At 55.8% G+C, this 24190-nt stretch carries 17 protein-coding genes and 1 pseudogene; 13 read left to right on the top strand and 5 right to left on the bottom strand.

Annotation, left to right across the window (positions count from 1 at the left end; all coding sequences use genetic code 11):
- Positions 1–49: 49 nt before the first annotated feature.
- The 4 genes and pseudogenes from ACOTX2_RS13720 to ACOTX2_RS13705 form a co-directional block, all read right to left on the bottom strand.
- Positions 50–1090, bottom strand: a complete 1041-nt coding sequence (locus tag ACOTX2_RS13720; protein ID WP_015571754.1) for an NADP(H)-dependent aldo-keto reductase — start codon at positions 1088–1090, stop codon at positions 50–52.
- 132 nt (positions 1091–1222) lie between these two features.
- A complete protein-coding gene (locus ACOTX2_RS13715; protein WP_003862794.1) occupies positions 1223–1441 on the bottom strand; it encodes a YgdI/YgdR family lipoprotein in 219 nt (72 codons plus the stop codon).
- A 128-nt stretch (positions 1442–1569) separates the two neighbouring features.
- Positions 1570–2262, bottom strand: a complete 693-nt coding sequence (gene mutH, locus ACOTX2_RS13710) for a DNA mismatch repair endonuclease MutH (RefSeq protein ID WP_022649239.1) — start codon at positions 2260–2262, stop codon at positions 1570–1572.
- Between the two features lie 155 nt (positions 2263–2417).
- Positions 2418–2492 (bottom strand): annotated as a pseudogene (locus tag ACOTX2_RS13705) (hypothetical protein); the annotation flags it as partial.
- Between the two features lie 454 nt (positions 2493–2946).
- Here ACOTX2_RS13705 and rppH point away from each other — a divergent pair.
- The 12 genes from rppH (at position 2947) to recD (ending at position 21309) form a co-directional block, all read left to right on the top strand.
- Positions 2947–3477, top strand: coding sequence for an RNA pyrophosphohydrolase (gene rppH, locus ACOTX2_RS13700; protein ID WP_032622373.1), 531 nt, complete (start codon positions 2947–2949; stop codon positions 3475–3477).
- Positions 3478–3489: 12 nt separating this feature from the next.
- The gene (ptsP, locus tag ACOTX2_RS13695; protein ID WP_063147428.1) at positions 3490–5736 is read left to right on the top strand and encodes a phosphoenolpyruvate--protein phosphotransferase; all 2247 of its coding nucleotides are present in this window, start codon (positions 3490–3492) and stop codon (positions 5734–5736) included.
- Between the two features lie 228 nt (positions 5737–5964).
- Entirely contained in the window at positions 5965–6840 is an 876-nt protein-coding gene (lgt, locus tag ACOTX2_RS13690; protein ID WP_022649236.1) for a prolipoprotein diacylglyceryl transferase, read from the top strand.
- 6 nt (positions 6841–6846) lie between these two features.
- Entirely contained in the window at positions 6847–7641 is a 795-nt protein-coding gene (gene thyA / locus ACOTX2_RS13685) for a thymidylate synthase (protein WP_006811817.1), read from the top strand.
- Positions 7642–7825: 184 nt separating this feature from the next.
- A complete protein-coding gene (locus ACOTX2_RS13680) occupies positions 7826–8290 on the top strand; it encodes a prepilin peptidase-dependent protein (protein WP_063147429.1) in 465 nt (154 codons plus the stop codon).
- The gene (locus tag ACOTX2_RS13675; protein ID WP_063147430.1) at positions 8281–8841 is read left to right on the top strand and encodes a prepilin peptidase-dependent protein; all 561 of its coding nucleotides are present in this window, start codon (positions 8281–8283) and stop codon (positions 8839–8841) included. Before ACOTX2_RS13680 ends, ACOTX2_RS13675 begins: the two co-directional genes overlap by 10 nt.
- The gene (locus tag ACOTX2_RS13670; RefSeq protein WP_063147431.1) at positions 8838–9236 is read left to right on the top strand and encodes a DUF2509 family protein; all 399 of its coding nucleotides are present in this window, start codon (positions 8838–8840) and stop codon (positions 9234–9236) included. Before ACOTX2_RS13675 ends, ACOTX2_RS13670 begins: the two co-directional genes overlap by 4 nt.
- Complete coding sequence (locus tag ACOTX2_RS13665; protein ID WP_023298509.1) at positions 9221–9544, top strand: prepilin-type N-terminal cleavage/methylation domain-containing protein; 324 nt, start codon at positions 9221–9223, stop codon at positions 9542–9544. The genes ACOTX2_RS13670 and ACOTX2_RS13665 overlap by 16 nt, the downstream gene beginning before the upstream one ends.
- A gap of 12 nt (positions 9545–9556) precedes the next feature.
- On the top strand, positions 9557–12931 hold the full coding sequence (recC, locus tag ACOTX2_RS13660; RefSeq protein WP_063147432.1) for an exodeoxyribonuclease V subunit gamma: 3375 nt from the start codon (positions 9557–9559) through the stop codon (positions 12929–12931).
- A 139-nt stretch (positions 12932–13070) separates the two neighbouring features.
- Positions 13071–15953 (top strand): pitrilysin, encoded by a 2883-nt coding sequence (ptrA, locus tag ACOTX2_RS13655; protein ID WP_063147433.1) that lies wholly within the window; start codon positions 13071–13073, stop codon positions 15951–15953.
- Entirely contained in the window at positions 15950–19492 is a 3543-nt protein-coding gene (gene recB, locus ACOTX2_RS13650; protein ID WP_058676759.1) for an exodeoxyribonuclease V subunit beta, read from the top strand. The genes ptrA and recB overlap by 4 nt, the downstream gene beginning before the upstream one ends.
- Positions 19489–21309, top strand: coding sequence for an exodeoxyribonuclease V subunit alpha (gene recD / locus ACOTX2_RS13645; RefSeq protein WP_063843666.1), 1821 nt, complete (start codon positions 19489–19491; stop codon positions 21307–21309). Before recB ends, recD begins: the two co-directional genes overlap by 4 nt.
- Positions 21310–21342: 33 nt before the next feature.
- Here recD and argA read toward each other — a convergent pair whose 3' ends face one another.
- Complete coding sequence (gene argA / locus ACOTX2_RS13640) at positions 21343–22674, bottom strand: amino-acid N-acetyltransferase (protein ID WP_022649227.1); 1332 nt, start codon at positions 22672–22674, stop codon at positions 21343–21345.
- A gap of 227 nt (positions 22675–22901) precedes the next feature.
- Between argA and amiC the strand changes: the two genes are divergently transcribed.
- Complete coding sequence (amiC, locus tag ACOTX2_RS13635) at positions 22902–24155, top strand: N-acetylmuramoyl-L-alanine amidase AmiC (protein WP_022649226.1); 1254 nt, start codon at positions 22902–22904, stop codon at positions 24153–24155.
- The last annotated feature ends 35 nt before the right edge of the window (positions 24156–24190 follow it).

Genomic DNA, 24190 nt, shown 5'->3' with positions numbered 1-24190 from the left:
GATTTTGTAGGCCCGGTAAGGCAACGCCGCCACCGGGCAAATCGTCAACTTAAGGTGCCGGGTAAGTATAAACCTGATGCACCGCTTCAATCTCCGCTAAGACCTCTTCACTCAGGTTCAGGTGGAAACTCTCAATATTGGTTTTTAACTGATCCATTGTCGTTGCGCCGAGCAGGGTACTTGCCACAAACGGCTGACGACGCACGAAGGCCAGCGCCATCTGCGCCGGATCGAGTCCGTGACGCTTCGCGATATCCACATAGGCCGCCACGGCTTTTTGCGTCTGCTCGCCGCTATAGCGGGTGAAGCGGCTGAAAAGCGTGTTACGCGCGCCAGCCGGTTTCGCGCCGTTCAGGTATTTGCCCGTCAGGGTTCCGAAGCCCAGGCAAGAGTAGGCGAGCAGCTCCACCTCTTCGTACTGCGTCACTTCCGCGAGACCCACTTCATAACTGCGGTTCAGCAGGCTGTACGGGTTCTGGATGGTCACGATCCGCGGCAGGTCGTGTTTATCGGCCAGATGCAGATAGCGCATTACGCCAAACGCCGTCTCGTTGGAAACGCCGATGTAGCGGATCTTACCCGCGCGCTGGCATTCCGTAAGCGCCTCCAGTGTTTCCAGCAGGGTGACGGCCGGAGCACTCTCGTTCCAGGTGTAGCCAAGCTTACCGAAGCAGTTCGTCGGACGCTGCGGCCAGTGCACCTGATAAAGATCGAGATAATCGGTTTGCAGGCGCTTGAGGCTGGCATCCAGCGCAGCACGGATATTCTTGCGATCGAGGATCTGGTTAGGGCGGATCCCGGCATCGTTATTACGGGAAGGGCCGCTAACCTTAGAAGCGATGACCAGCTTTTCCCGATTGCCGCGTTTCGCCAGCCAGTTGCCGACATACGTTTCGGTAAGACCTTGAGTTTCCGGGCGGGGAGGAACTGGGTACATCTCCGCCACGTCAATCAGGTTAATGCCCTGGCTGACGGCGTAATCGAGTTGTGCATGGGCATCGGCTTCGCTGTTTTGTTCACCAAATGTCATGGTGCCTAACCCCAGTTGGCTGATCTCCAGAGCGCTATGGGGGATACGGTGATAATGCATAGCCGGTTTCCTTTTTTAGACATACAGACCGCGTCAGGAACCTCCCGACAAAGGAATATAAACATGGCAGAGGGAAGGCAAAAGGGGAAGGAAAAATTCAAAAAGGCCAGCAAGCTACTGACCTTTATCTGTTTAACGCTCGATGATCTGGGAGACTTCGTCGCGATTAATTTGCATTTGATTGCCTTCGCGATCGCGGTAACTCACCAGACCGGTATCGTCGTCGACTTCGGGTTTGCCATCGGTCAGGATCATACGACCATCTTTCGTTGACATGACATAGTCGCTGCTACAACCCGATACCGCAAACGCTAAACCGACTGCTGAGATAATTACTGCCCATTTTTTCATCGTTCTCATCCTCACCTGGCTCGTATCAAATCATAGTGTAGTAATAACCTGATATTACGACAGGTGAAAGGGGGGAAATCTTAAAAAGGAGGAGATTATGTTAGCCGGAGCGCAAAATTGGTAAAAAACTATGTTTTCAACAGGAAGTGTCGTGCCAGCAGTGCACCGGTGAAATTCTTTTTAAGATAGAAGCCGCGCGGCAGCGTCAGGATCGGTTCGCCCTGTGCACCTACCGCTTCAGTGAGCGCTTTGCTGTTGGCGGCTTTGGGACGGAGTTGCAGCACTTCGCCATGCCGGGCGGTGATCTGCTCAACCTGTCCCAGCACAATCATGTCCATCAGCTCTTCCCAGTCCTGGGAAAGCTGTCTCTCTTCTTCTTCATCCGGGCTCCAGAGCAGCGGGGCGCCAACGCGACGCTCTGCCAGCGGGATCTGCCTGTCACCCTCAACGGGTACCCACAACACCCGCTTCAGCTTATGCCTGACGTGGCTGGTTTCCCATGTCACTCCGCTATTACCCGTTAGCGGCGCAACGCAGACAAAGGTAGTTTCCAGCGGCCGCCCCAGGCTATCAATGGGGATCGTCTTCAGTTCCACCCCCAGCGCCGCAAAATCTTGCTCGGGTTTACTGCCCGCGCTTGCGCCCAGCCAACGTTCAAGCAACACGCCGATCCAGCCTTTATCGCGCTTCAGATCGTTGGGTATCGTCAACCCCGCCATCACGGCCAGCTCGCCCAGTGCATAGCCTGCCAGACGTTGTGCCTGCTGGAGCAACTGGGCTTCACTGACGGGAGGAGAGAGCAGTGGGGCGAGAGAATGCATGCTGACAACCTTTTGGTTAAAAAATGAACTGATATTTTATCCCTTGTGGATAGAGTTTACTTTTTTCTGAGTACATATTCCATGTGGATGATTTATATTATGTTTTTTAGGAATGTATCCCGTCGCGCCATGGCTAAAAAACAGGTTGTGCAATTCTGGTCACTGACAATAAACAGGATCTTACACCATGTTATCCACAGAAAAATGGGATAACTGGGAATAACCGCCACTACTGTTTCAATTTACAGCCTTGACGTGCGATGAAAATCGAATTTTCACACAAATTGTGCCTAACTTATTGGCACAATCTGTGGATAAAACCGACGCTGTTCGATCTTTCATCACCAGGAAGATCTTTGATGTGACGATCGTCACGTTAATCGCCTTTGATACCCTAAATTTACGTTTAACTACATGAATTTAAATGATTTATTTTAAGTGATGAAAATTGCCGATTCGCCGGGCTACAAGGTTGTTCATCGGTAATTCCATACTTCTTCACAACTATATCCACAGAAAAGGTGAATAAAAATGGTCTCAGTCGCCCTCATCTGTTTATAACTCCTCACAAAATTGTGAGTTATTCAAATGTTATTAGGTTGCAGGCCTGTAAGAGAGTGGTTTACCGCCTCCCTGTAGTGTGAAACAATCATTCATATATCAGATTTAGTTTGGGGTAGTCCGGTGATTGATGACGATGGCTACCGCCCAAACGTAGGAATAGTAATTTGTAATCGTCAGGGCCAGGTGATGTGGGCCCGGCGATATGGTCAGCACTCCTGGCAGTTCCCGCAAGGCGGGATCAATCCTGGAGAGTCCCCAGAACAAGCGATGTACCGGGAGCTGTTTGAAGAGGTTGGTTTAAGCCGAAAAGATGTTCGCATCCTGGCTTCGACCCGCAACTGGTTGCGTTACAAGTTACCGAAACGTTTGGTGCGTTGGGACACAAAGCCGGTTTGTATCGGCCAGAAACAGAAGTGGTTTCTTTTGCAGTTGGTGGGCAACGATTCAGATATCAATATGCAAACCAGCAGCACGCCAGAGTTTGATGGCTGGCGCTGGGTAAGCTACTGGTATCCGGTTCGTCAGGTCGTGTCATTCAAGCGCGATGTATACCGTAGGGTGATGAAAGAGTTCGCAAGTGTCGTGATGCAGCTTCAGGAGACGACTCCGAAGCCACAGAGCGCACCTGCCTGGCGACGTAAAAGAGGTTAAGCTACGCAAATCATGCTCACCCGCTTGCGAGAAATAGTTGAAAAGGTCGCCAGTGCGCCTCGCCTCAACGAGGCGCTGAATATTCTGGTGACGGACATCTGTCTTGCGATGGAAACCGAGGTCTGTTCGGTCTACCTGGCCGACCATGACCGACGTTGCTACTACCTTATGGCAACCCGCGGTTTAAAAAAACCACGGGGACGTACCGTCACGCTCGCGTTTGATGAAGGTATTGTTGGCCTGGTCGGGCGACTGGCGGAGCCAATCAACCTTGCCGATGCGCAAAAACACCCCAGCTTCAAATATATCCCTTCCGTCAAAGAAGAGCGTTTCCGCGCGTTTCTTGGCGTACCGATTATTCAGCGCCGCCAGCTGCTTGGCGTGCTTGTTGTTCAGCAGCGCGAGCTGCGCCAGTACGATGAAAGCGAGGAGTCCTTCCTCGTCACGCTGGCAACGCAGATGGCGGCGATCCTCTCTCAGTCCCAACTGACAGCCCTTTTTGGTCAGTATCGTCATACGCGTATTCGCGCGCTTCCGGCCTCGCCGGGGGTCGCTATTGCCGAAGGCTGGATGGATGCCACGCTCCCGCTGATGGAGCAGGTCTACGAAGCCTCAACGCTGGATGAGGCGCTTGAGCGCGAACGGCTCACCGCTGCGCTGGAAGAGGCGGCGAATGAGTTTCGTCGCTACAGCAAACGCTTTGCCGCTGGCGCGCAAAAAGAGACGGCGGCCATTTTCGATCTCTACTCACACCTGCTTTCCGATGCGCGTTTGCGTCGTGAGTTATTTGCCGAGGTCGATAAGGGGTCGGTGGCAGAGTGGGCGGTTAAAAAGGTCATTGAAAAATTTGCCGAGCAGTTTGCGGTACTGACTGACGGCTATCTGAAAGAGCGCGCCGGCGATTTACGCGCGCTTGGGCAACGTCTGCTGTTCCACCTCGATGATACTATTCAGGGGGCGAATGCCTGGCCGAACCGGTTTGTGCTGGTGGCCGATGAACTCTCGGCGACGACGTTGGCGGAATTACCGCAGGACAGGCTGGCGGGCGTGGTGGTGCGCGATGGCGCAGCTAACTCCCATGCCGCCATTATGGTGCGTGCGCTCGGTATTCCGACCGTGATGGGGGCGGATATTCAACCCTCCGTACTGCATCGCCGCACGCTGGTGGTGGACGGATATCGCGGTGAGTTGCTGGTGGATCCTGAGCCGGTTCTTCTTCAGGAGTACCAGCGTCTTATCAGCGAAGAGAATGAATTAAGCAAGCTGGCGGAAGATGACGTCAACCTGCCCGCACAGCTCAAGAGCGGTGAGCGGGTAAAGGTGATGCTCAACGCGGGATTAAGCCCCGAGCATGAAGAGAAGCTCGGCAGCCGCATCGATGGCATTGGTCTCTACCGCACCGAAATACCGTTCATGCTGCAAAGCGGCTTCCCGTCAGAAGAGGAGCAGGTTGCGCAGTATCAGGGCATGTTGCAGATGTTTAACGACAAACCCGTCACGTTGCGCACCCTCGACGTCGGCGCGGATAAGCAACTGCCCTATATGCCCATCAGTGAAGAGAATCCCTGCCTCGGCTGGCGTGGGATCCGCATTACCCTCGATCAGCCGGAAATTTTCCTTATCCAGGTTCGTGCGATGCTGCGTGCCAACGCGGCCACGGGGAATCTCAGCATTTTGCTGCCGATGGTCACCAGTATTGACGAGATCGACGAAGCGCGGCGGTTGATTGAACGTGCAGGGCGCGAAGTGGAAGAGATGATCGGCTACGCGATCCCTAAACCCCGTATTGGCGTGATGCTGGAAGTGCCTTCGATGGTCTTTATGTTACCGCAGCTGGCAACCCGCGTTGATTTTATCTCCGTTGGCACCAACGACTTAACGCAATACATTCTGGCGGTCGATCGCAACAATACCCGCGTGGCCAGTATCTACGACAGCCTGCATCCGGCGATGCTTCGTGCCCTGGCGATGATCGCCCGCGAAGCCGAGCAGCATAATATCGACCTGCGCCTGTGCGGTGAAATGGCCGGCGATCCGATGTGCGTGGCGATCCTGATTGGCCTCGGTTTCCGTCACCTGTCAATGAACGGACGTTCCGTTGCGCGTGTGAAATACCTGTTACGTCACATCGAACAAGATGAGGCGCATGAGCTGGCCGCGCGAAGCCTGGAGGCACAGCTGGCAGCCGAAGTGCGCCATCAGGTGGCGGCGTTTATGGAGCGATGCGGCATGGGCGGTTTGATCCGCGGCGGCCGCTGATCCCCACAAAATAATGACTGCTCGGACGTCCCCCTCTCCCTTGAGGAAGAGGAATGGGGTGAGGGGGAACAGCGCACATAAAACCCTATACACATCTTTTACATCTCAGGCGCATCCTCCGCGCCTGCCTTATGCTATGATTCGCAACTTTGGAGCACCTGCCAACGGCGGGAATGCAATTCAGCCGCTGTCCACTTTCAGCGGAATAACAACATCTTGTGGTGACAGATGAACAGTGGTTATCTGCATTTTCCGGAATTCGATCCGGTTATTTTCTCAATAGGACCTGTAGCGCTTCACTGGTACGGACTGATGTACCTGGTGGGCTTCGTCTTTGCCATGTGGCTTGCTGGTCGTCGCGCCAGTCGTCCGGGCAGCGGCTGGACGAAGAACGAAGTGGAAAACCTGCTTTATGCTGGCTTTCTTGGCGTATTCCTGGGCGGGCGCATCGGCTATGTCCTGTTCTACAACTTCCCGGTATTCCTGAACGACCCGCTCTATCTGTTCCGCGTCTGGGACGGCGGCATGTCCTTCCACGGCGGACTGATTGGTGTGATCCTCGTGATGGTGATCTTCGCCAAACGCACCAAACGTAACTTCTTCCAGGTGGCTGATTTTATTGCGCCATTAATCCCGTTTGGGCTGGGTGCAGGGCGTCTGGGCAACTTCATCAACGGTGAACTCTGGGGGCGTGTCGATCCGAGCGTGCCGTTTACCATGCTGTTCCCGGGCTCCCGCGCAGAGGATATCGCGCTGCTGCCTTCGCATCCTGAGTGGCAGTCCATTTTCGATACCTACGGCGTTCTGCCGCGTCATATGTCTCAGCTTTATGAGCTGGCGCTGGAAGGTGTGGTGCTGTTTATCATCCTGAATCTGTATATCCGCAAACCTCGCCCAATGGGGGCAGTCTCTGGTCTGTTCCTGATTGGTTACGGCGCGTTTCGTATCATCGTCGAGTTCTTCCGCCAGCCGGATGCACAGTTTACCGGCGAGTGGGTACAGTACATCAGCATGGGGCAGATCCTCTCCATTCCGATGATTGTCGCGGGTGCCATTATGATGATTTGGGCGTATCGTCGTCGTCCACAGCAACAACTTTCCTGAGGAATCATGAAACAGTATCTTGAATTGATGAAAAAAGTGCTCGACGAGGGCACGCCGAAAAACGACCGCACCGGCACCGGTACGCTCTCCATTTTTGGCCACCAGATGCGCTTCAATCTGCAAGAAGGCTTCCCTCTGGTGACGACGAAGCGCTGCCATCTGCGCTCGATCATTCATGAACTGCTCTGGTTCCTGCAAGGCGATACCAACGTTGCTTATCTGCATGAAAACAATGTCTCCATCTGGGACGAGTGGGCAGATGAGAACGGCGACCTGGGGCCGGTTTACGGCAAGCAATGGCGCGCGTGGCCTACCCCGGACGGCCGCCATATCGACCAGATCACGACCGTCATGAACCAGCTGAAAAATGACCCGGACTCGCGCCGTATCATTGTTTCTGCCTGGAACGTGGGTGAACTGGATAAAATGGCGCTGGCGCCTTGCCACGCGTTTTTCCAGTTCTACGTGGCGGACGGCAAACTCTCCTGCCAGCTGTATCAACGCTCCTGCGACGTGTTCCTCGGCCTGCCGTTTAACATCGCCAGCTACGCGCTGTTAGTGCACATGATGGCGCAGCAGTGCGATCTTGAAGTGGGCGATTTTGTCTGGACGGGCGGTGATACCCACCTCTACAGCAATCATATGGAACAGACGCATCTCCAGCTGACGCGCGAACCGCGTGCATTGCCGAAGCTTGTGATCAAACGCAAACCGGACTCGATCTTCGATTACCGTTTTGATGACTTCGAGATTGAAGGCTACGACCCGCATCCTGGCATCAAAGCCCCTGTCGCCATCTGATACGGCGAATCCTGACACAACCGGTGCTCTTTAGCGCCGGTTTTTTTTCGCGCTCGTTTTGTTCTTCGAGCCTGTTTCCAGAGACGATGTAACGCGTTGCAACGGGTGAAAATCTCCGGAAAGCGGCTCGTAATGTTCTGGTTTAACGCTCGCGCCTTTTCTGCCATTCCGCCACACTCCCGCCATGAAAAACGAACATGGCTTTACGCTTATCGAAACCCTTTTCGCCATCTCGCTGGTTGTGATCTTCAGCGCGACGGGTGTTTATGGCTGGGACAGCTGGCAACAGCGGCAGCGGCTCTGGCAGACAGCCTGTCAGGTGCGGGATTACCTGGCGTTCTTACGAAACGACGCAAATCGTCACAACAGCGAGCACAAGATCGCGCTGCATAAAGACGGTGAAAGGGACTGTCTGGTGAGTTCAGCGGCTGCAGGTTGTGACAGCGGCGACCCGTTCGTGATGAAACCGTTATGGCCGGAGGTCACGCTGAGCGACGTAACGCCTGCGCTGGGATTTTACGGCTTAAGGGATACCGCATGGGCCGGACATATTCGCGTGCAGAGCCGCGCCGGTGCGTGGTGGGTTGTTGTCTCAAATGGCGGACGTATCAGGCTGTGTGATGCCGCAGGAGAAGGTGCATGCCAGTAAAACAAAAAGGGTTCTCCCTTCTGGAGGTCCTGATTGCGATGACGATAAGCAGTATTCTGTTACTCAGCACGTCACGTTTTTTACCGGAGCTACAGCGGGGTGTTTTACTGCAATCCGGGCAACGGGAGCTGGAAGATGAGGTGTGGCAACGCCTGCTTGCGATGGGTAAACAGCTCCAGCGAGCAGGATACTGTGCAGGGCATTGCCAGGGGCAGGGGGTGATCATCGGCAGGCAAGGACGATGTGCGATTGTGCAATGGGATGCAAACAGCAACGGCCAGTGGGATAGCACCGCGTCAGAAAATGACAGCACGGGATTCCGGCTTGAGTCCGGAACGCTCGAAACGCTGCGGGGCGCGACATCCTGTGAAGGTAAGGGATGGGATAAGCTCACCGACCCGGATCGGGTCCTGATAGAGCAGTTTATGGTCACTAAAACCGATCGTGCTGGTTTTGCGCCGGTCATCAGTATCGAGCTGCGTGCCCGCCGCAAAGGTGAACTGACTGCACCCTTTTCGGCTCGCCACACCGTAACGGGGTTTAATCTGTGAATCGTCAGCGGGGCATGTCATCGCTGGCGCTGGTCCTGCTATTGCTGGTGCTCGGCACGCTGATCCTCACCGGATTAAACCAGCAGTTGCAAACCTTTAGTACGTTGGTGAATGGCGAGAGTTTGTCTGTTCGCCAGCAGGCTGCCTTGCAATCTGCACTGGAGTGGGGACGCGTTCAGGACTGGGCTTTACAGCCAGAGGTTCAGTGCAAACTGACACAAGGTCTGAGGGTCTGTGTAAGGCTGTTTGGGGAGCGTGTTTTGCTTATTGTCGGAAATGACGATCTGTTGCTATGGCGAGGCGGGGATATCGCGGAAGGACAGATACGCTTTTCTGCCCACGGCTGGAGCGACTACTGCCCCCTTAAGGAAAGTGCGCTATGTCAGTTACCCTGAGCAGACAAAAAGGATTTAGCATGGTTGAGGTTTTGCTGGCAATGATGTTGCTGGTTGTGGTTGTGACGGCGTTATCCGGATATCATCGCGCGCTGGCTGCCCGGTATGCGGCGCTTAGCCAGTATCGCCAGCTATGGCATCATGCGTGGAATCAGTCGCAGATCTCAACATTAACGCTCCCGCCGGGCTGGCAGGTCAGTCGGGGGCAGACAACACAGTCCGGATGTGTCAGCATCACGGTCACACTTATTTCTCCTCTGGGGCGGCAGGGCGCGTTGACGCGTCTGCATTGCCCGGTTAGCCGCTAGTCGGGAGCGTTTATGCTAAGGGTTTACCACTCAAATCGTCTGGATGTGCTGGAAGCACTGATGGAGTATATCGTTGAGCAAGAGCGTCTTGACGATCCATTTGAGCCAGAAATGGTGCTGGTGCAGAGCACCGGTATGGCGCAGTGGCTACAAATGTCCCTTTCGCAGAAGTTTGGCATTGCGGCGAATATCGATTTTCCGCTGCCCGCGAGCTTTATCTGGGAGATGTTTGTACGCGTCCTGCCGGATATTCCTGAGCAGAGTGCCTTCAACAAACAAAGCATGGCCTGGAAACTGATGACGCTGCTGCCGGACATGCTGGCGCATGATGAGTTCGCCATGCTGCGCCACTATCTGAATGACGACACCGACAAGCGCAAACTTTTTCAGCTGGCCTCACGCACTGCTGACCTCTATGACCAGTATCTGGTTTACCGCGCAGAATGGCTGATTCGCTGGGAAGCGGGAGAATTAGTCGATGGGTTACCGGAAGCGCAAATCTGGCAGGCGCCGCTCTGGAAAGCGCTGGTCGAGCATACCGGGCAGCTCGGTCAGCCTAAATGGCACCGTGCTAACTTGTACGATCGCTTTATCTCAACACTTGAGAACACCGCAGAACGGCCAGCCCGTTTGCCGTCACGCGTGTTCATTTGCGGTATCTCCGCGCTGCCGCCTGTCTACCTGAACGCGCTAAAAGCGCTCGGTAAGCACATTGATATCCATATCCTCTTTACCAACCCATGTCGGCACTATTGGGGAGATATTCAGGATCCGCGCTGGCTTTCACGGCTGGTCACCCGCCAGCGTAAACGCCTCTTTGAGGAACGCGCCGTGCCGCTGTTTAAAGACACTGAAAACGCGGCGCAGCTTTTCGATGAAGAGGGGATTCAGAACCTGCCGAACCCGCTACTTGCCTCGTGGGGCAAGCTGGGGCGCGACTATATTTATCTGCTTTCAGATATCACCTCCTCGGGAGAGGGGGACGTGGACGCGTTTGCGGATATTACGCCGGACAGCCTGCTGCACAATATTCAGCTTGATATTCTGGATTTAGAAAACCGTGCCGTGGCCGGGATCACTGCCGAGGAGTTTGCGCGAAGCGATAAGAAGCGAAAACTGGATCCTGACGATCGCAGTATCGCGATCCACGTTTGCCACAGCCCACAGCGTGAAGTTGAAATTCTTCATGACCGCCTGTTGGCCATGTTGCAGGACGACCCAACCCTGACACCCCGCGATATCGTGGTGATGGTGGCGGATATCGACAGCTACAGCCCTTTTATTCAGGCTGTATTTGGCAGCGCAACGGGCGACCGCTATCTTCCCTACGCGATCTCTGACCGCCGTGCTCGTCAGTCACACCCGGCGCTACAGGCCTTTATCAGCCTGCTTTCGCTGCCTGATAGCCGGTTTATCTCTGAGGATGTGCTGGCATTACTGGATGTGCCTGTTCTGGCCGCACGCTTCAGCATTAACGAAGAGGGCTTGCGCTACCTGCGCCAGTGGGTCAACGAATCCGGCGTCCGCTGGGGAATCGACGATGATAACGTCCAGGAGTTTGAGCTGCCCGCGACTGGCCAGCATACCTGGCAGTTTGGCCTGACGCGTATGCTGCTGGGGTATGCGATGGAGAGCATCCACGGCGAATGGAATGACGTGCTGCCGTACGATGAGTCCAGTGGGTTAATTGCGGAACTGGTTGGTCACTTAGCCTCGCTGCTGATGCAGCTCAACCGCTGGCGCCGTGCATTGATGCAGCCCCGTCCACTCGAAGAGTGGCTGCCGATTTGCCGCGAAATGCTAAATGACTTCTTCCTGCCGGACAGCGAAACGGAAGCCGCCATGGCGCTTATCGAGAAGCAGTGGCAGGCCATCGTTGATGAGGGGGTTAATTCGCACTATCACGAGGCGGTTCCCCTTTCGCTTCTGCGTGATGAGCTGACGCAACGTCTCGATCAGGAGCGCATCAGCCAGCGCTTCCTTGCTGGGCCGGTGAATATCTGCACCCTGATGCCGATGCGTTCAATCCCATTCAAAGTAGTCTGTCTGCTTGGCATGAACGACGGTATTTATCCACGTGCGCTGCCACCCCTGGGCTTTGATCTCATGAGCGCACAGCCGAAGCGGGGCGACCGCAGCCGCCGCGATGATGACCGTTATCTCTTCCTTGAGGCGCTGATGTCTGCGCAAAGCAGGCTTTATATCAGCTATATCGGCCGTTCAATTCAGGACAACAGCGAGCGTTTCCCGTCCGTGCTGGTGCAGGAGCTGGTGGACTACATCGGGCAGAGTCACTATCTGCCGGGCGATGAGGCCTGTAACTGCGACGAAAGCGAACGTCGGGTGAAAGCGCATATTACCTGTCACCATAGCCGTATGCCGTTTGATCCTGTCAATTACGTTCCTGATGAACTGCAAAGCTACGCCCGCGAGTGGCTTCCCGCTGCGAAGAACGCGGGCACACCGCAAACCGATTTCATTCAGGCGCTCGAACCGCGCGCCATAGACACCCTTACGTTTGAGCAGCTGCAGCGCTTTTGGGCCCATCCGGTTCGGGCTTTTTTCCAGCAACGCTTGCAGGTGAACTTCCGCTCGGAAGAGAGCGAAATCCCTGATGCGGAACCGTTTATTCTTGATGGACTGGAGCGTTTTAAGCTTAATTCCCAGCTTTTGAATGCGCTGGTTGACGAAGAAGACGCCAGTAAACTGTTCCGACGTTACAGGGCGTCGGGATTACTGCCGTATGGTGCGTTCGGCGAAATCGTCTGGGATGCCCAGTGTGAGGAGATGCAAGCGCTTGCTGACCGGGTTATCGCGTGTCGGCAACCGGCGAGCAGCATTGAAATTGATCTCGATTGTAACGGTATGCACCTCAGCGGCTGGCTCACGCACGTGCAGTCTGACGGACTGCTACGCTGGCGCCCATCTATGCTCAGCGTTTCACATGGCCTGCAACTCTGGCTCGAACATCTTGTCTACAGTGCGAGTGGTCACGAAGGCGAAAGCCGGTTGTTTGTACGTAAGGACGGCGAGTGGCGCTTCCCGCCGATGGAGCCTGAGCAGGCGTTGACGTATCTGTCGCTTTATATTGAAGGTTATCGTCAGGGCATGAACAAGCCTCTGCTTTTGCTGCCTGAAAGTGGGGGGGCATGGATAAAAGCCTGTTACGACGCGCAGAATGATGCCATGTTAACGGATGAGGCTTCGCTCCAGAAAGCGCGCAGCAAGTTTTTGCAGGCCTACGAAGGGAACATGATGGTACGTGGCGAGGGCGACGATGTCTGGTATCAACGTTTATGGCGAACGCTGGAGCCAGAATATTTCGACATTATCACGGAAGAGGCGCAACGCTACCTGTTACCGTTGTTCAAATTTAAGCAGTCCTGAGTGCTGTATAAAAATTGCACAGCACGGGGTGTTCATTTATGATGCACCTCTTATCACGGACTGATGTACCCAAAGAAAGAGATGCTGGCGTGTCCAGCACGCACGTTGTTAATGATGTAGCCGTGATAAAGAGGTCGTAATGCCAGGCAGCACCTTGTTCAAAGCGTTTGTTTTGTTTATCGCCCTTTGGGCTCCCGTCACTCAGGCCGATTCCGGTTGGCAACCTGTCCAGGAAACAATCCGTAAGAGCGATAAGGACACCCGTCAGTATCAGGCGATTCGTCTTGATAACGGGATGACCGTGCTGCTGGTTTCCGATCCTCAGGCGGTTAAATCGCTCTCCGCACTGGTTGTGCCGGTCGGATCGCTGGAAGATCCTGATGACCATCCGGGACTGGCGCACTACCTTGAGCACATGACGCTGATGGGGTCTAAAAAATACCCACAGCCTGACAGCCTGTCCGAATTTCTGAAAATGCATGGTGGCAGCCACAACGCCAGCACTGCGCCGTATCGTACCGCGTTTTACCTGGAAGTGGAAAATGATGCGCTTGACGGGGCGGTGGACCGTCTGGCGGATGCCATCGCCGCACCGCTGCTGGATAAAAAATATGCTGACCGGGAACGCAACGCCGTAAACGCCGAACTGACGATGGCGCGCACGCGAGACGGTATGCGCATGGCGCAGGTTAGCGCTGAAACCATCAATCCGGCGCATCCGGGTTCGCGCTTCTCAGGCGGCAACCTTGAAACGCTGAGCGACAAGCCGGGTAGCCCGGTGCTCGATGCGCTGCATGCGTTTCGTGAAAAATACTATTCCGCCAATCTGATGAAAGCGGTTATCTACAGCAATAAACCGTTGCCGACGCTGGCAAAAATGGCTGCGCAGGCCTATGGCAGGGTGCCAAATAAAAATATCGATCTGCCGCAGATTAACGTGCCGGTTGTCACGGACGCGCAAAAAGGCATTGTTATTCACTATGTGCCGGCCTTGCCGCGCAAGGTGTTACGCGTTGAATTCCGTATTGATAACAACACGGCGCAGTTCCGCAGCAAAACCGACGAGCTGGTGACTTATCTTATCGGTAACCGCAGCCCGGGTACGCTCTCCGACTGGCTGCAAAAGCAGGGGCTGGTGGAAGGTATTCGCGCTGACTCCGATCCCGTCGTAAACGGGAATAGCGGCGTGCTGGCCATCTCCGCGACGCTGACCGATAAAGGGCTGGCTCACCGTGACGACGTCGTTGCGGCCATTTTCAGTTATCTCTCTCTGCTGCGCGACAAAGGCGTCGATAAACGCTACTTCGACGAGCTGGCGCACGTGCTGGATCTCGATTTCCGCTATCCCTCTATTACGCGTGATATGGACTACGTCGAGTGGCTGGCAGATACCATGATCCGCGTGCCGGTGGAACATACGCTGGATGCGGTAAATATTGCCGATCAGTATGACGCCGGGGCGCTCAAAGCGCGTCTGGCGATGATGACTCCGCAGAATGCCCGCGTCTGGTATATCAGCCCGAACGAACCGCATAACAAAATGGCCTACTTCGTTGATGCCCCGTATCAGGTTGAAAAAATCAGCGAACAGACCTTCGCGGGCTGGCAGAAAAAGGCGGGGGAAATTGCGCTGAAGTTACCGGAGCTTAACCCCTACATCCCGGACGATTTCTCGCTGATCAAACCTGCAAAGGCCTATCCGCATCCGGAGCTGATTGTTGATGAGCCGACGCTGCGCGTGGTCTACACCCCAAGCCGCTATTTCGGCGACGAGCCAAAAGCGGATGTCAGCGTAGTGCTGCGTAATCCTAAAGCAATGGACAGCGCCAGAAACCAGGTGCTGTTTGCGCTTAACGATTATCTGGCCGGTATTGCCCTCGATCAGCTCAGCAACCAGGCTGCCGTTGGCGGTATCAGTTTCTCCACCAATGCCAATAACGGCCTGATGGTGAATGCCAACGGCTATACCCAGCGTTTGCCGCAGCTGTTCCAGGCGCTGCTGGACGGTTATTTCAGCTATACGCCTACGGAAGAACAGCTCGAGCAGGCTAAGTCCTGGTATGCCCAGATGATGGATTCTGCCGAGAAGGGTAAAGCCTACGATCAGGCGATTATGCCAGCACAGATGTTGTCCCAAATTCCTTATTTCCAGCGCGAAGATCGCCGCGCGTTATTGCCCTCAGTCACCTTAAAAGAGGTGCTGGCTTACCGTGATTCGTTGAAAACCAATACCCGTCCGGAGTTCCTGGTTGTAGGGAACATGAGCGAAGATCAGGCTAAAAAGCTGGCACAAAACGTGCGTGCGCAACTGGGTTCAAAAGGCGATGAGTGGTGCCGTAACCAGGATGTGCTGGTAGAGAAAAAGCAGAATGCGATCTTCGAAAAAGCGGGAAGCAGCACGGATTCCGCGCTGGCCGCGGTGTTTGTCCCTGTCGGATATGACGAATTTACCAGCTCTGCCCAGAGTGCGGTGCTCGGTCAAATTATTCAGCCGTGGTTTTACAACCAGCTGCGCACCGAAGAGCAGCTGGGTTATGCGGTATTCGCTTTCTCGATGAATGTGGGCCGTCAGTGGGGGTTGGGCTTCCTTCTGCAAAGCAGCGACAAGCAACCCGCTTACCTGTGGCAACGTTATCAGGCATTCTTCCCGCAGGCGGAAGCAAAACTGCGCGCCATGAAGCCGGAAGAGTTTGCCCAGATCCAGCAGGCGGTTATCGCCCAGGTGATGCAACCGCCGCAGACGCTGGGTGAAGAGGCCTCGCAGCTGAGCAAAGATTTTGATCGCGGTAATATGAAATTTGATTCGCGTGATAAAATAGTGGCCGAAATAAAACAGCTGACGCCACAAAAAGTTGCCGATTTCTTCCATCAGGCGGTAGTAAAACCGCAGGGTATGGCCATCCTGTCTCAGGTTTCTGGCAGCCAGAACGGGAAAACGGACTACGTAAAATCAAAAGAGTGGACCGTCTGGAAGAGCGTCAGCGCGCTGCAACAAACTATGCCCTGGAGTAAGAAAGAATGACCCATACCGCTGAGCCGCTTGATCCCCTAAGTTTACCTCTACAGGGTGAGCGACTGATTGAAGCCTCAGCGGGAACGGGAAAAACCTATACCATCGCCGCGCTCTATCTGCGTCTGCTGTTGGGGCTCGGCGGCAACGCCGCTTTTTCGCGCCCGTTAAGCGTGGAAGAGCTGCTGGTGGTAACTTTCACCGAAGCGGCCACTGCCGAGCTGCGTGGCCGTATTCGCAGCAACATTCATGAGCTGCGCATCGCCTGTCTGCGTCAGACGACGGATAACCCCCTCTACGCGAGCCTGCTGGACGAGATTGCGGATAAGCAACAGGCTGCGCAATGGCTGCTGCTGGCCGAACGGCAAATGGATGAAGCGTCCGTCTTCACCATTCACGGTTTTTGTCAGCGCATGCTGAGCCTGAATGCGTTTGAATCCGGCATGCTCTTTGAGCAGCAGCTTATTGAAGATGAATCCGAGCTTCGCTATCAGGCCTGTGCGGATTTCTGGCGTCGTCACTGTTATCCGTTGCAGCGCGACATTGCTGAAGCGGTTCACGCCCTGTGGAAAGGTCCGGAAGAGCTTCTTCGCGCCATCGACCGTTACCTGCAAGGCGAAGCGCCGGTCATTAAATCTCCTCCGCCTGCCGATGAAACGCTGGCCTCGCGCCATGAAAAGATCGTCGCCAAAATTACCGCGCTTAAGCAGAAGTGGAATGAGTCGGTTGGTGAAATTGATGCAATCATCGAAAACTCAGGCATCGACAGACGCAAGTTCAACCGTGGGAACCAGGGGAAGTGGATCGAAAAGATCAGCGCCTGGGCCCAGGAGGAGACGCGGGGTTACCAGCTTCCGGACGCACTGGAAAAATTTTCGCAGCGCTTTTTGACCGAGCGAACCAAAGCCGACGGTATTGTGCCTGAGCATCCCCTGTTTGTGGCGATTGAAGCGCTGCTTGCGGAGCCATTAACGCTCAATGATCTGATGATCACCCGCGCCATGACGGAGATCCGCCAGGCCGTCGCGCGCGAAAAACGTCGCCGGGGCGAGCTGGGGTTTGATGACATGCTGAGCCGCCTGGACGAAGCCCTGTCCAGCGAGAATGGTGAAGCGCTCGCCAGCGCGATCCGTACCCGTTTTCCGGTGGCGATGATTGACGAATTTCAGGACACCGACCCCCAGCAGTACCGCATTTTTCGCCGCATCTGGCGACAGCAGCCCGACACTGCCCTGCTGCTGATAGGCGACCCTAAACAGGCCATTTACGCCTTCCGTGGGGCAGATATCTTCACCTATATGAAAGCCCGTAGTGAGGTGGTCGCGCATTACACGTTAGATACCAACTGGCGCTCCGCTCCGGGGATGGTTGAGAGCGTCAATGCGCTGTTCAGCCGTATGGCGACGGCATTCATGTTCAATGAAATCCCTTTCCTGCCGGTGAAATCCGCCCCAAAAAACGCATCCCTGCGCTTTGAAGTCAGCGGTGCGGTGCAACCCGCCATGACCTTCTGGCTGCTTGAGGGGGAAGGCTATGGCGTTGCCGATTATCAGGCGGCGATGGCCCAGCACTGCGCCGCGCAAATCCGTGACTGGCTAAGCGCAGGCGCGCGCGGCGAGGCACTGCTGTGGAAGGGGGAACAGGCATATCCTGTAAAGGCCTCTGATATTACCGTGCTGGTGCGCAGTCGTCAGGAAGCGGCGTTAATCCGCGATGCGCTAACGTTGCTGGATATTCCGTCAGTGTATCTCTCTAACCGCGACAGCGTGTTCGACACGCTGGAAGCCCAGGAAATGCTCTGGTTGCTTCAGGCGGTGTTGGCGCCGGAGCGCGAAAATACGCTTCGAAGCGCGCTGGCCAGTTCTATGCTGGGGTTGAACGCACGGGATATTGATGAACTCAACCATGACGAAAACGCATGGGATGCGGTGGTAGAAGAGTTTGTCCATTACCGTGAACGCTGGCAAAAGCGCGGCGTCATGGCGATGCTGCGCGAGCTGATGACACGGCGTCAGATTGCCGAAAATATGCTGGCGACATCCGGCGGTGAAAGGCGTCTGACCGATATTTTACACATCAGCGAACTGTTACAGGAAGCGGGTACCCAGCTTGAAAGTGAACATGCCCTTGTGCGTTGGCTGGCGCAGCAAATCGCGGATCCAAACAGTAACTCTTCAAGCCAGCAGATGCGTCTTGAGAGCGATAAGCATCTGGTGCAAATCGTCACCATTCACAAATCCAAAGGTCTCGAATATCCGCTGGTCTGGCTGCCTTTCATCGCGAACTACCGGGTTCAGGATCAGGCCTTTTACCATGACCGCGAGACTTTCGATGCGGTGCTCGATCTCAGCAAGGCGGAGACCAGCGTTGAACTGGCAGAAGCGGAGCGTCTGGCGGAGGATTTGCGCCTGCTTTACGTGGCGCTGACCCGTTCTGTCTGGCATTGCAGCCTGGGCGTCGCCCCGGTTTTCCGCCGTCGCGGGGAGAAAACAGGGGAAAGCGATTTCCATTTAAGCGCGTTAGGGCGGCTTATTCAGCGTGGCGAGCCGAAAGATGCGGCGGGGTTGCGCCTCTGCATTGAGTCGCTCTGCGGTGACGATATCGCACTGCATATCCCGTCTCTGCCAGACAATAGCCGCTGGCAAATGGCGCAAGAGCCCGCGACCGACCTTAATGCGCGCCAGATCACGCGGGTGCTTGCCGACGACTGGCGCGTCACCAGCTATTCTGGCCTGCAACAGCACGGGCAAAGTATTGCGCTGGATCTCATGCCGAAGCTGGACGTGGATGCCGCAGGGGTGGGTGATATTCCGGTTGAACCGACGTTAACTCCGCATCAGTTCCCACGCGGCGCGTCGCCGGGCACCTTTTTGCACAGCCTCTTTGAAGAGCTTGATTTTACTCAGCCTGTCAGTGAGGAGTGGGTGCTGAAGATGTTACAGAGCGGGGGCTATGACGCGCACTGGCAGCCCGTTCTCACTGACTGGATCAACGCCATTTTGCAGGCGCCGCTGACTGAGCAGGGCTTCGCTCTTCGTCAGCTAACGGCCAGAAATAAACAGGTTGAGATGGAGTTTTATCTGCCTGTCGCAGGCCCGCTTAAGGCCGACGCGCTCGATGCGCTTATCCGTCAGTACGATCCGCTCTCAGCCGGTTGCCCGCCGCTGAACTTCCGTCAGGTGCAGGGCATGCTGAAAGGTTTTATCGACCTGGTCTTCCGTCACGAAGGACGGTACTACCTGCTGGATTACAAATCGAACTGGCTGGGCGAGAACAGCGAAGCCTATACCCAGCAGGCGATGGCGGCAGCCATGCAAATGCATCGCTACGATCTGCAATATCAGCTCTACACGCTAGCGCTGCACCGCTATTTGCGCCACCGTATTGCGGATTACCGCTACGACGATCATTTTGGTGGCGTCATCTACCTCTTCTTGCGCGGGGTCGACGCTGCCGATCCGCGCTCCGGGATCTTCAGCACCCGTCCGGATGCGGAATTGATTAATAAAATGGATAACCTGTTTGCAGCAAACACGGAGGAGATGGCATGACGATGCAGGACTTATTGCTGGAAGCGGTAGAGCAACGCGTGCTGCGTCAGCTGGACGTGCAGTTTGCCATGATGATTGCCGCTGACCAGCCCGCCGTGATGCTTGCCGCTGCCCTATTGAGTAAAGACGCCGGAGAGGGGCATGTGTGTCTGCCGCTCTCGCGTCTGGTTGTTGACGAGAAAATGCCGCCTGTCCTCCAGTCCTGCTTTGCGCTGCTGGGGGAGAGGGGGGACTGGCAGAAAATTTTGCGCGAATCGTCGGCCGTCGGGCCGGGAGAAAACCAGGCGCCGCTGATCCTGACGGGGGAGCGATTATATCTGAACCGTCTGTGGCGAAACGAACTGACGGTAGCGCGTTTCTTTAGTGAGACCAACGCGCCGCTTCCCTGCGACGAAGCGCAGCTTCGCCAGACACTGGACAGGCTGTTTGACTCCGGTGAGCCTACAGACTGGCAGAAAGTGGCGGCGGCCGTCGCCCTGACGCGGCGGATTTCGGTGATTTCAGGTGGCCCGGGGACCGGGAAAACCACGACCGTCGCAAAGCTGCTGGCAGCCCTGATCCAGCTATCAGGCGAGCAGCGATGTCGTATTCGTCTGGCGGCGCCCACCGGGAAAGCAGCGGCGCGACTGACCGAATCACTGGGCGGTGCGATGCAACAGCTGCCGCTCACTCAGGAGCAGCTTGCGCTATTCCCGGGTGAAGCGAGTACCCTGCACCGTCTGCTCGGCGCGCAGCCGGGTAGCCAGCGGCTGCGCTACCATGCAGGTAATCCGCTGCATCTGGACGTGCTGGTGGTGGATGAAGCCTCCATGATTGACCTGACCATGATGTCGCGCCTGATCGATGCTCTGCCGCTGCATGCGCGCGTGGTTTTCCTGGGCGATCGCGACCAGCTCGCCTCCGTGGAAGCCGGGGCGGTACTGGGGGATATCTGTACCTACGCCAGCTACGGTTATACCGCCGCGCGGGCGCAGGAGCTTGCCCGCCTGACCGGCTGCTCGCTTGAACCCGATCACTCGCCGGTCGCAGGCGCACTGCGTGACAGCCTGTGCCTGCTGCAAAAAAGCTACCGTTTCGGTAGCGACTCCGGCATCGGCCAGCTGGCTGCGGCGGTCAACCGTGGCGATCGGCATGCCACGCGCACGGTGTTTGACGGCTCTTTCACTGACATTGAAAAGAAATCGCTGCAAAGCGGGGAAGAGTATCAGGCTATGCTTGAGGAGGCTCTCCAGGGATACCAGCGTTTTCTGAGCTGCGTGCAGCAGCGCAGTCAGCCCGGGCAGGTCATTGCCGCATTTGGCGAATACCAGCTTCTGTGCGCATTGCGGGAAGGGCCGTTCGGCGTTGCGGGCCTGAACGACAGGCTGGAGCAGCTGCTCGTGCAGAAACGCAAAATTAACCGTCAGCAGCATTCGCGATGGTATGAAGGCCGGCCAGTGATGATCTCCCGCAACGACAGTACGCTGGGGCTGTTCAACGGGGATATCGGTATTGCGCTCGATCGCGGTAACGGTTTGCGCGTCTGGTTCCAGCTACCGGACGGCAGCGTGAAGTCCGTCCAGCCCAGCCGTCTGCCAGAGCATGAAACGGCATGGGCGATGACGGTACACAAGTCTCAGGGCTCAGAGTTCAACCATGCGGCGCTGATCCTGCCGACACAGCTTTCGCCGGTCGTAACCCGTGAGTTGGTCTACACCGCCGTTACCCGTGCGCGCCAGCGTCTGTCGCTGTATGCGGATGAACGCGTGCTGGGACAGGCGATTGCCACTCGCACCGAGCGCAGAAGCGGATTAAGCGCGATTTTTGAATCTGTCTGAGTAATCACCCTCTCCGACAGGAGAGGGTGATTGTTATCCCAGGTCCGCCATTAACACCTTCGAGCGGCGCTGGTAGTTGTACATCTCTTTCTTACTTTCCGGCAGAGAATCAATATCCACCGGCGTGAAGCCGCGCTCCTGGAACCAGTGAATGCTGCGCGTGGTGAGCACGAACAGCTTGCTCAGACCCATCTGGCGCGCCTGTGCCGCCACGCGTTCAAGCAGCAGTTCCCCCCGCGAGGAGCTACGGTAATCCGGGTGCACGGCAACGCACGCCATTTCGCCAATCTGCTCTTCCGGGAACGGATAAAGCGCCGCACAGGCAATGGTCAGGTTATCTCGCTGGATGATGGTGAACTTGTCGATCTCCATCTCCAGCTGCTCGCGGGAGCGGCGAACCAGAATGCCCTGTTGTTCCAGCGGACGGATCAGCTCCAGAATGCCGCCGATGTCATTGATGGTGGCACGGCGGATCTGCTCGGCGCTCTCCATTACGATCTGCGTACCGATCCCGTCCCGGGAGAACAGTTCCTGCAACAGCGCGCCGTCTTCCTGATAGCTGATCAGGTGGCTGCGGCGTACCCCGCTGCGGCACGCTTTGACGGCGCCGCGCAGAAAACGCACGGTACCGGAATAGTAATCGCCTTGTGCTTCCAGCGCTTCGACGCGCGCCTGGGCTTCATTCGGAAAAAGTTCTGGCACAATCACGCCCTCATCGTTCACGACACCCTGTGAGGAGCAAAAGCCGATCATTTTTTCCGCTTTCAGCTTGATGGCCAGCTGGGTGGCAATCTCTTCTGAGGTCAGATTAAAACTTTCACCCGTTACGGAAACGGCAACGGGTCCCATCAGGACGATCGCGCCATTGTCTAACTGGCGGTGAATGGCTTCTTCATCAATGCGCCGGATGCGGCCGCTGTGGCAGTAATCCACGCCATCGTCCACGCCGAGCGGCTGAGCGATGATAAAGTTGCCGCTCACCACGTTGATGTGCGCGCCCTGCAGCGGCGTATTACTCAGGCTCATCGACAGGCGGGCGGTGATATCGAGCTGCAACAGACCCGCCGCCTGTTTGACCAGTTCGAGGGTTTTCGCATCCGTCACGCGGGTATGTTTGTGGTAGATCGGCTCATGGTGATGGGCGGCCAGGTTGGCTTCGATTTGCGGACGTGCGCCATACACCACCACCAGACGGATGCCGAGGCTGTGCAGCAGGCCGATATCATTGACGATACTGGAAAAGTTCTCATGCTCAATGGCTTCGCCGCCAAGCATGATGACAAAGGTTTTCCCCCGATGGGTGTTGATATAGGGAACAGAATGGCGGAATCCCTGGACCAGTTCGGTTCTGCGTTCCTTAACCATGACACAACCCTTAGTGAATGTTTATTCGTTATTTATGTATTTTTATTCGATTATGGCCGCGTGTGCAAGCCAAAATTTTCTGCGACCCACAGAAAATAATAAGTAATCCGTGCGTTAACGTATGATTGTTTACCCTTTTATAGATGACAGTTTATGCGTCATTCGTTAAAGTTTTCGGTCAATTTGGGCGTTTTGTTCATCAATCAGATTTCTTGCTCGGGAGAAGCATGTCGGGATCCAATTCAGCAATAAGCCGCCGCCGCCTGTTAAAAGGGGCCGGGGCGATGTGGTTGCTTAGCGTCAGCCAGGTGGGTCTTGCCGCCACAAGCCAGGTAGTCGCGGTGCGCGTCTGGCCGTCGTCGACCTATACGCGCGTGACGGTCGAGTCCAACCGCGTGCTGAAATACAAACAATTTGCCCTCAGCAATCCTGAACGTGTGGTGGTTGATCTCGAAGGTGTGAATCTCAACTCCGTGCTTAAAGGCATGGCGGCGCAGATCCGTGGCGACGATCCTTTTATCAAATCGGCGCGCGTCGGGCAGTTCGATCCGCAAACCGTGCGCATGGTGTTTGAGCTCAAGCAGAACGTGAAACCGCAGCTCTTTGCCCTTGCGCCTGTTGCCGCCTTTAAGGAGCGCCTGGTAATGGATCTCTATCCGGCGAATGCAACGGATATTCAGGATCCGCTCCTGGCGTTACTTGAAGATTACAACAAAGGCGATCTCCAGCGGCAGGTCCCACCTGCGCAAAGTGGTCCTAAGCCGGGCAGGGCGGGGCGCGATCGTCCGATTGTGATCATGCTCGATCCTGGCCACGGCGGAGAAGATTCCGGCGCCGTTGGGAAATATCACACCCGTGAAAAAGATGTGGTGCTGCAAATTGCCCGTCGTCTGAAGGCGTTAATCGACAAAGAGGGCAATATGCGCGCCTACATGACGCGCAACGAAGATGTCTTTATCCCGCTGAAGGTCCGCGTGGCGAAAGCGCAGAAGCAGCGCGCGGATCTGTTTGTCTCTATTCATGCGGACGCCTTCACCAGCCGCCAGCCGAGCGGATCGTCGGTGTTTGCCCTGTCAACGAAAGGGGCGACCAGTACCGCCGCGAGATACCTGGCGGACACGCAGAACGCCTCGGATTTAATCGGTGGCGTGAGTAAAAGCGGGGATCGTTACGTCGACCATACGCTGTTTGATATGGTGCAGTCGCTGACCATTACCGACAGTCTGAAGTTTGGTAAAGCGGTGCTGGGCAAACTGGGCCGGGTCAACAAGCTGCACAAAAACAGCGTCGAGCAGGCCGGATTTGCAGTACTGAAAGCGCCAGATATTCCGTCCATTCTGGTCGAAACCGCGTTTATCAGTAACGTGCAAGAGGAACGCAAGCTCAAGACGGCTAAATTCCAGCAGGAAGTGGCGGAGTCGATTCTGGCGGGTATTCGGGCCTATTTCTCAGACGGGGAAACGCTGGCGCGGCGGGGATAGGGTATTACGCCGGGTATCTCGCCCGGCACTTTCAC

The sequence above is a fragment of the Enterobacter cloacae complex sp. IR5412 genome, from assembly GCF_049237385.1.
In the GTDB taxonomy this organism is placed as follows: Bacteria; Pseudomonadota; Gammaproteobacteria; order Enterobacterales; family Enterobacteriaceae; genus Enterobacter; species Enterobacter intestinihominis.
The sequence above is the reverse complement of the archived record's forward strand: the minus strand, read 5'-3'. Positions and strand labels throughout refer to the sequence as shown.

Excerpts from the sequence above, each read along its gene's own strand:
- ACOTX2_RS13720 (WP_015571754.1), bottom strand. The coding sequence starts at position 1,090 with ATGCATTATCACCGTATCCCCCATAGCGCTCTGGAGATCAGCCAACTG.
- ACOTX2_RS13715 (WP_003862794.1), bottom strand. The coding sequence starts at position 1,441 with ATGAAAAAATGGGCAGTAATTATCTCAGCAGTCGGTTTAGCGTTTGCG.
- mutH (WP_022649239.1), bottom strand. The coding sequence starts at position 2,262 with ATGCATTCTCTCGCCCCACTGCTCTCTCCTCCCGTCAGTGAAGCCCAG.
- ptsP (WP_063147428.1), top strand. The coding sequence starts at position 3,490 with ATGCTCACCCGCTTGCGAGAAATAGTTGAAAAGGTCGCCAGTGCGCCT.
- lgt (WP_022649236.1), top strand. The coding sequence starts at position 5,965 with ATGAACAGTGGTTATCTGCATTTTCCGGAATTCGATCCGGTTATTTTC.
- thyA (WP_006811817.1), top strand. The coding sequence starts at position 6,847 with ATGAAACAGTATCTTGAATTGATGAAAAAAGTGCTCGACGAGGGCACG.
- ACOTX2_RS13680 (WP_063147429.1), top strand. The coding sequence starts at position 7,826 with ATGAAAAACGAACATGGCTTTACGCTTATCGAAACCCTTTTCGCCATC.
- ACOTX2_RS13675 (WP_063147430.1), top strand. The coding sequence starts at position 8,281 with ATGCCAGTAAAACAAAAAGGGTTCTCCCTTCTGGAGGTCCTGATTGCG.
- ACOTX2_RS13665 (WP_023298509.1), top strand. The coding sequence starts at position 9,221 with ATGTCAGTTACCCTGAGCAGACAAAAAGGATTTAGCATGGTTGAGGTT.
- recC (WP_063147432.1), top strand. The coding sequence starts at position 9,557 with ATGCTAAGGGTTTACCACTCAAATCGTCTGGATGTGCTGGAAGCACTG.
- ptrA (WP_063147433.1), top strand. The coding sequence starts at position 13,071 with ATGCCAGGCAGCACCTTGTTCAAAGCGTTTGTTTTGTTTATCGCCCTT.
- recB (WP_058676759.1), top strand. The coding sequence starts at position 15,950 with ATGACCCATACCGCTGAGCCGCTTGATCCCCTAAGTTTACCTCTACAG.
- recD (WP_063843666.1), top strand. The coding sequence starts at position 19,489 with ATGACGATGCAGGACTTATTGCTGGAAGCGGTAGAGCAACGCGTGCTG.
- argA (WP_022649227.1), bottom strand. The coding sequence starts at position 22,674 with ATGGTTAAGGAACGCAGAACCGAACTGGTCCAGGGATTCCGCCATTCT.
- amiC (WP_022649226.1), top strand. The coding sequence starts at position 22,902 with ATGTCGGGATCCAATTCAGCAATAAGCCGCCGCCGCCTGTTAAAAGGG.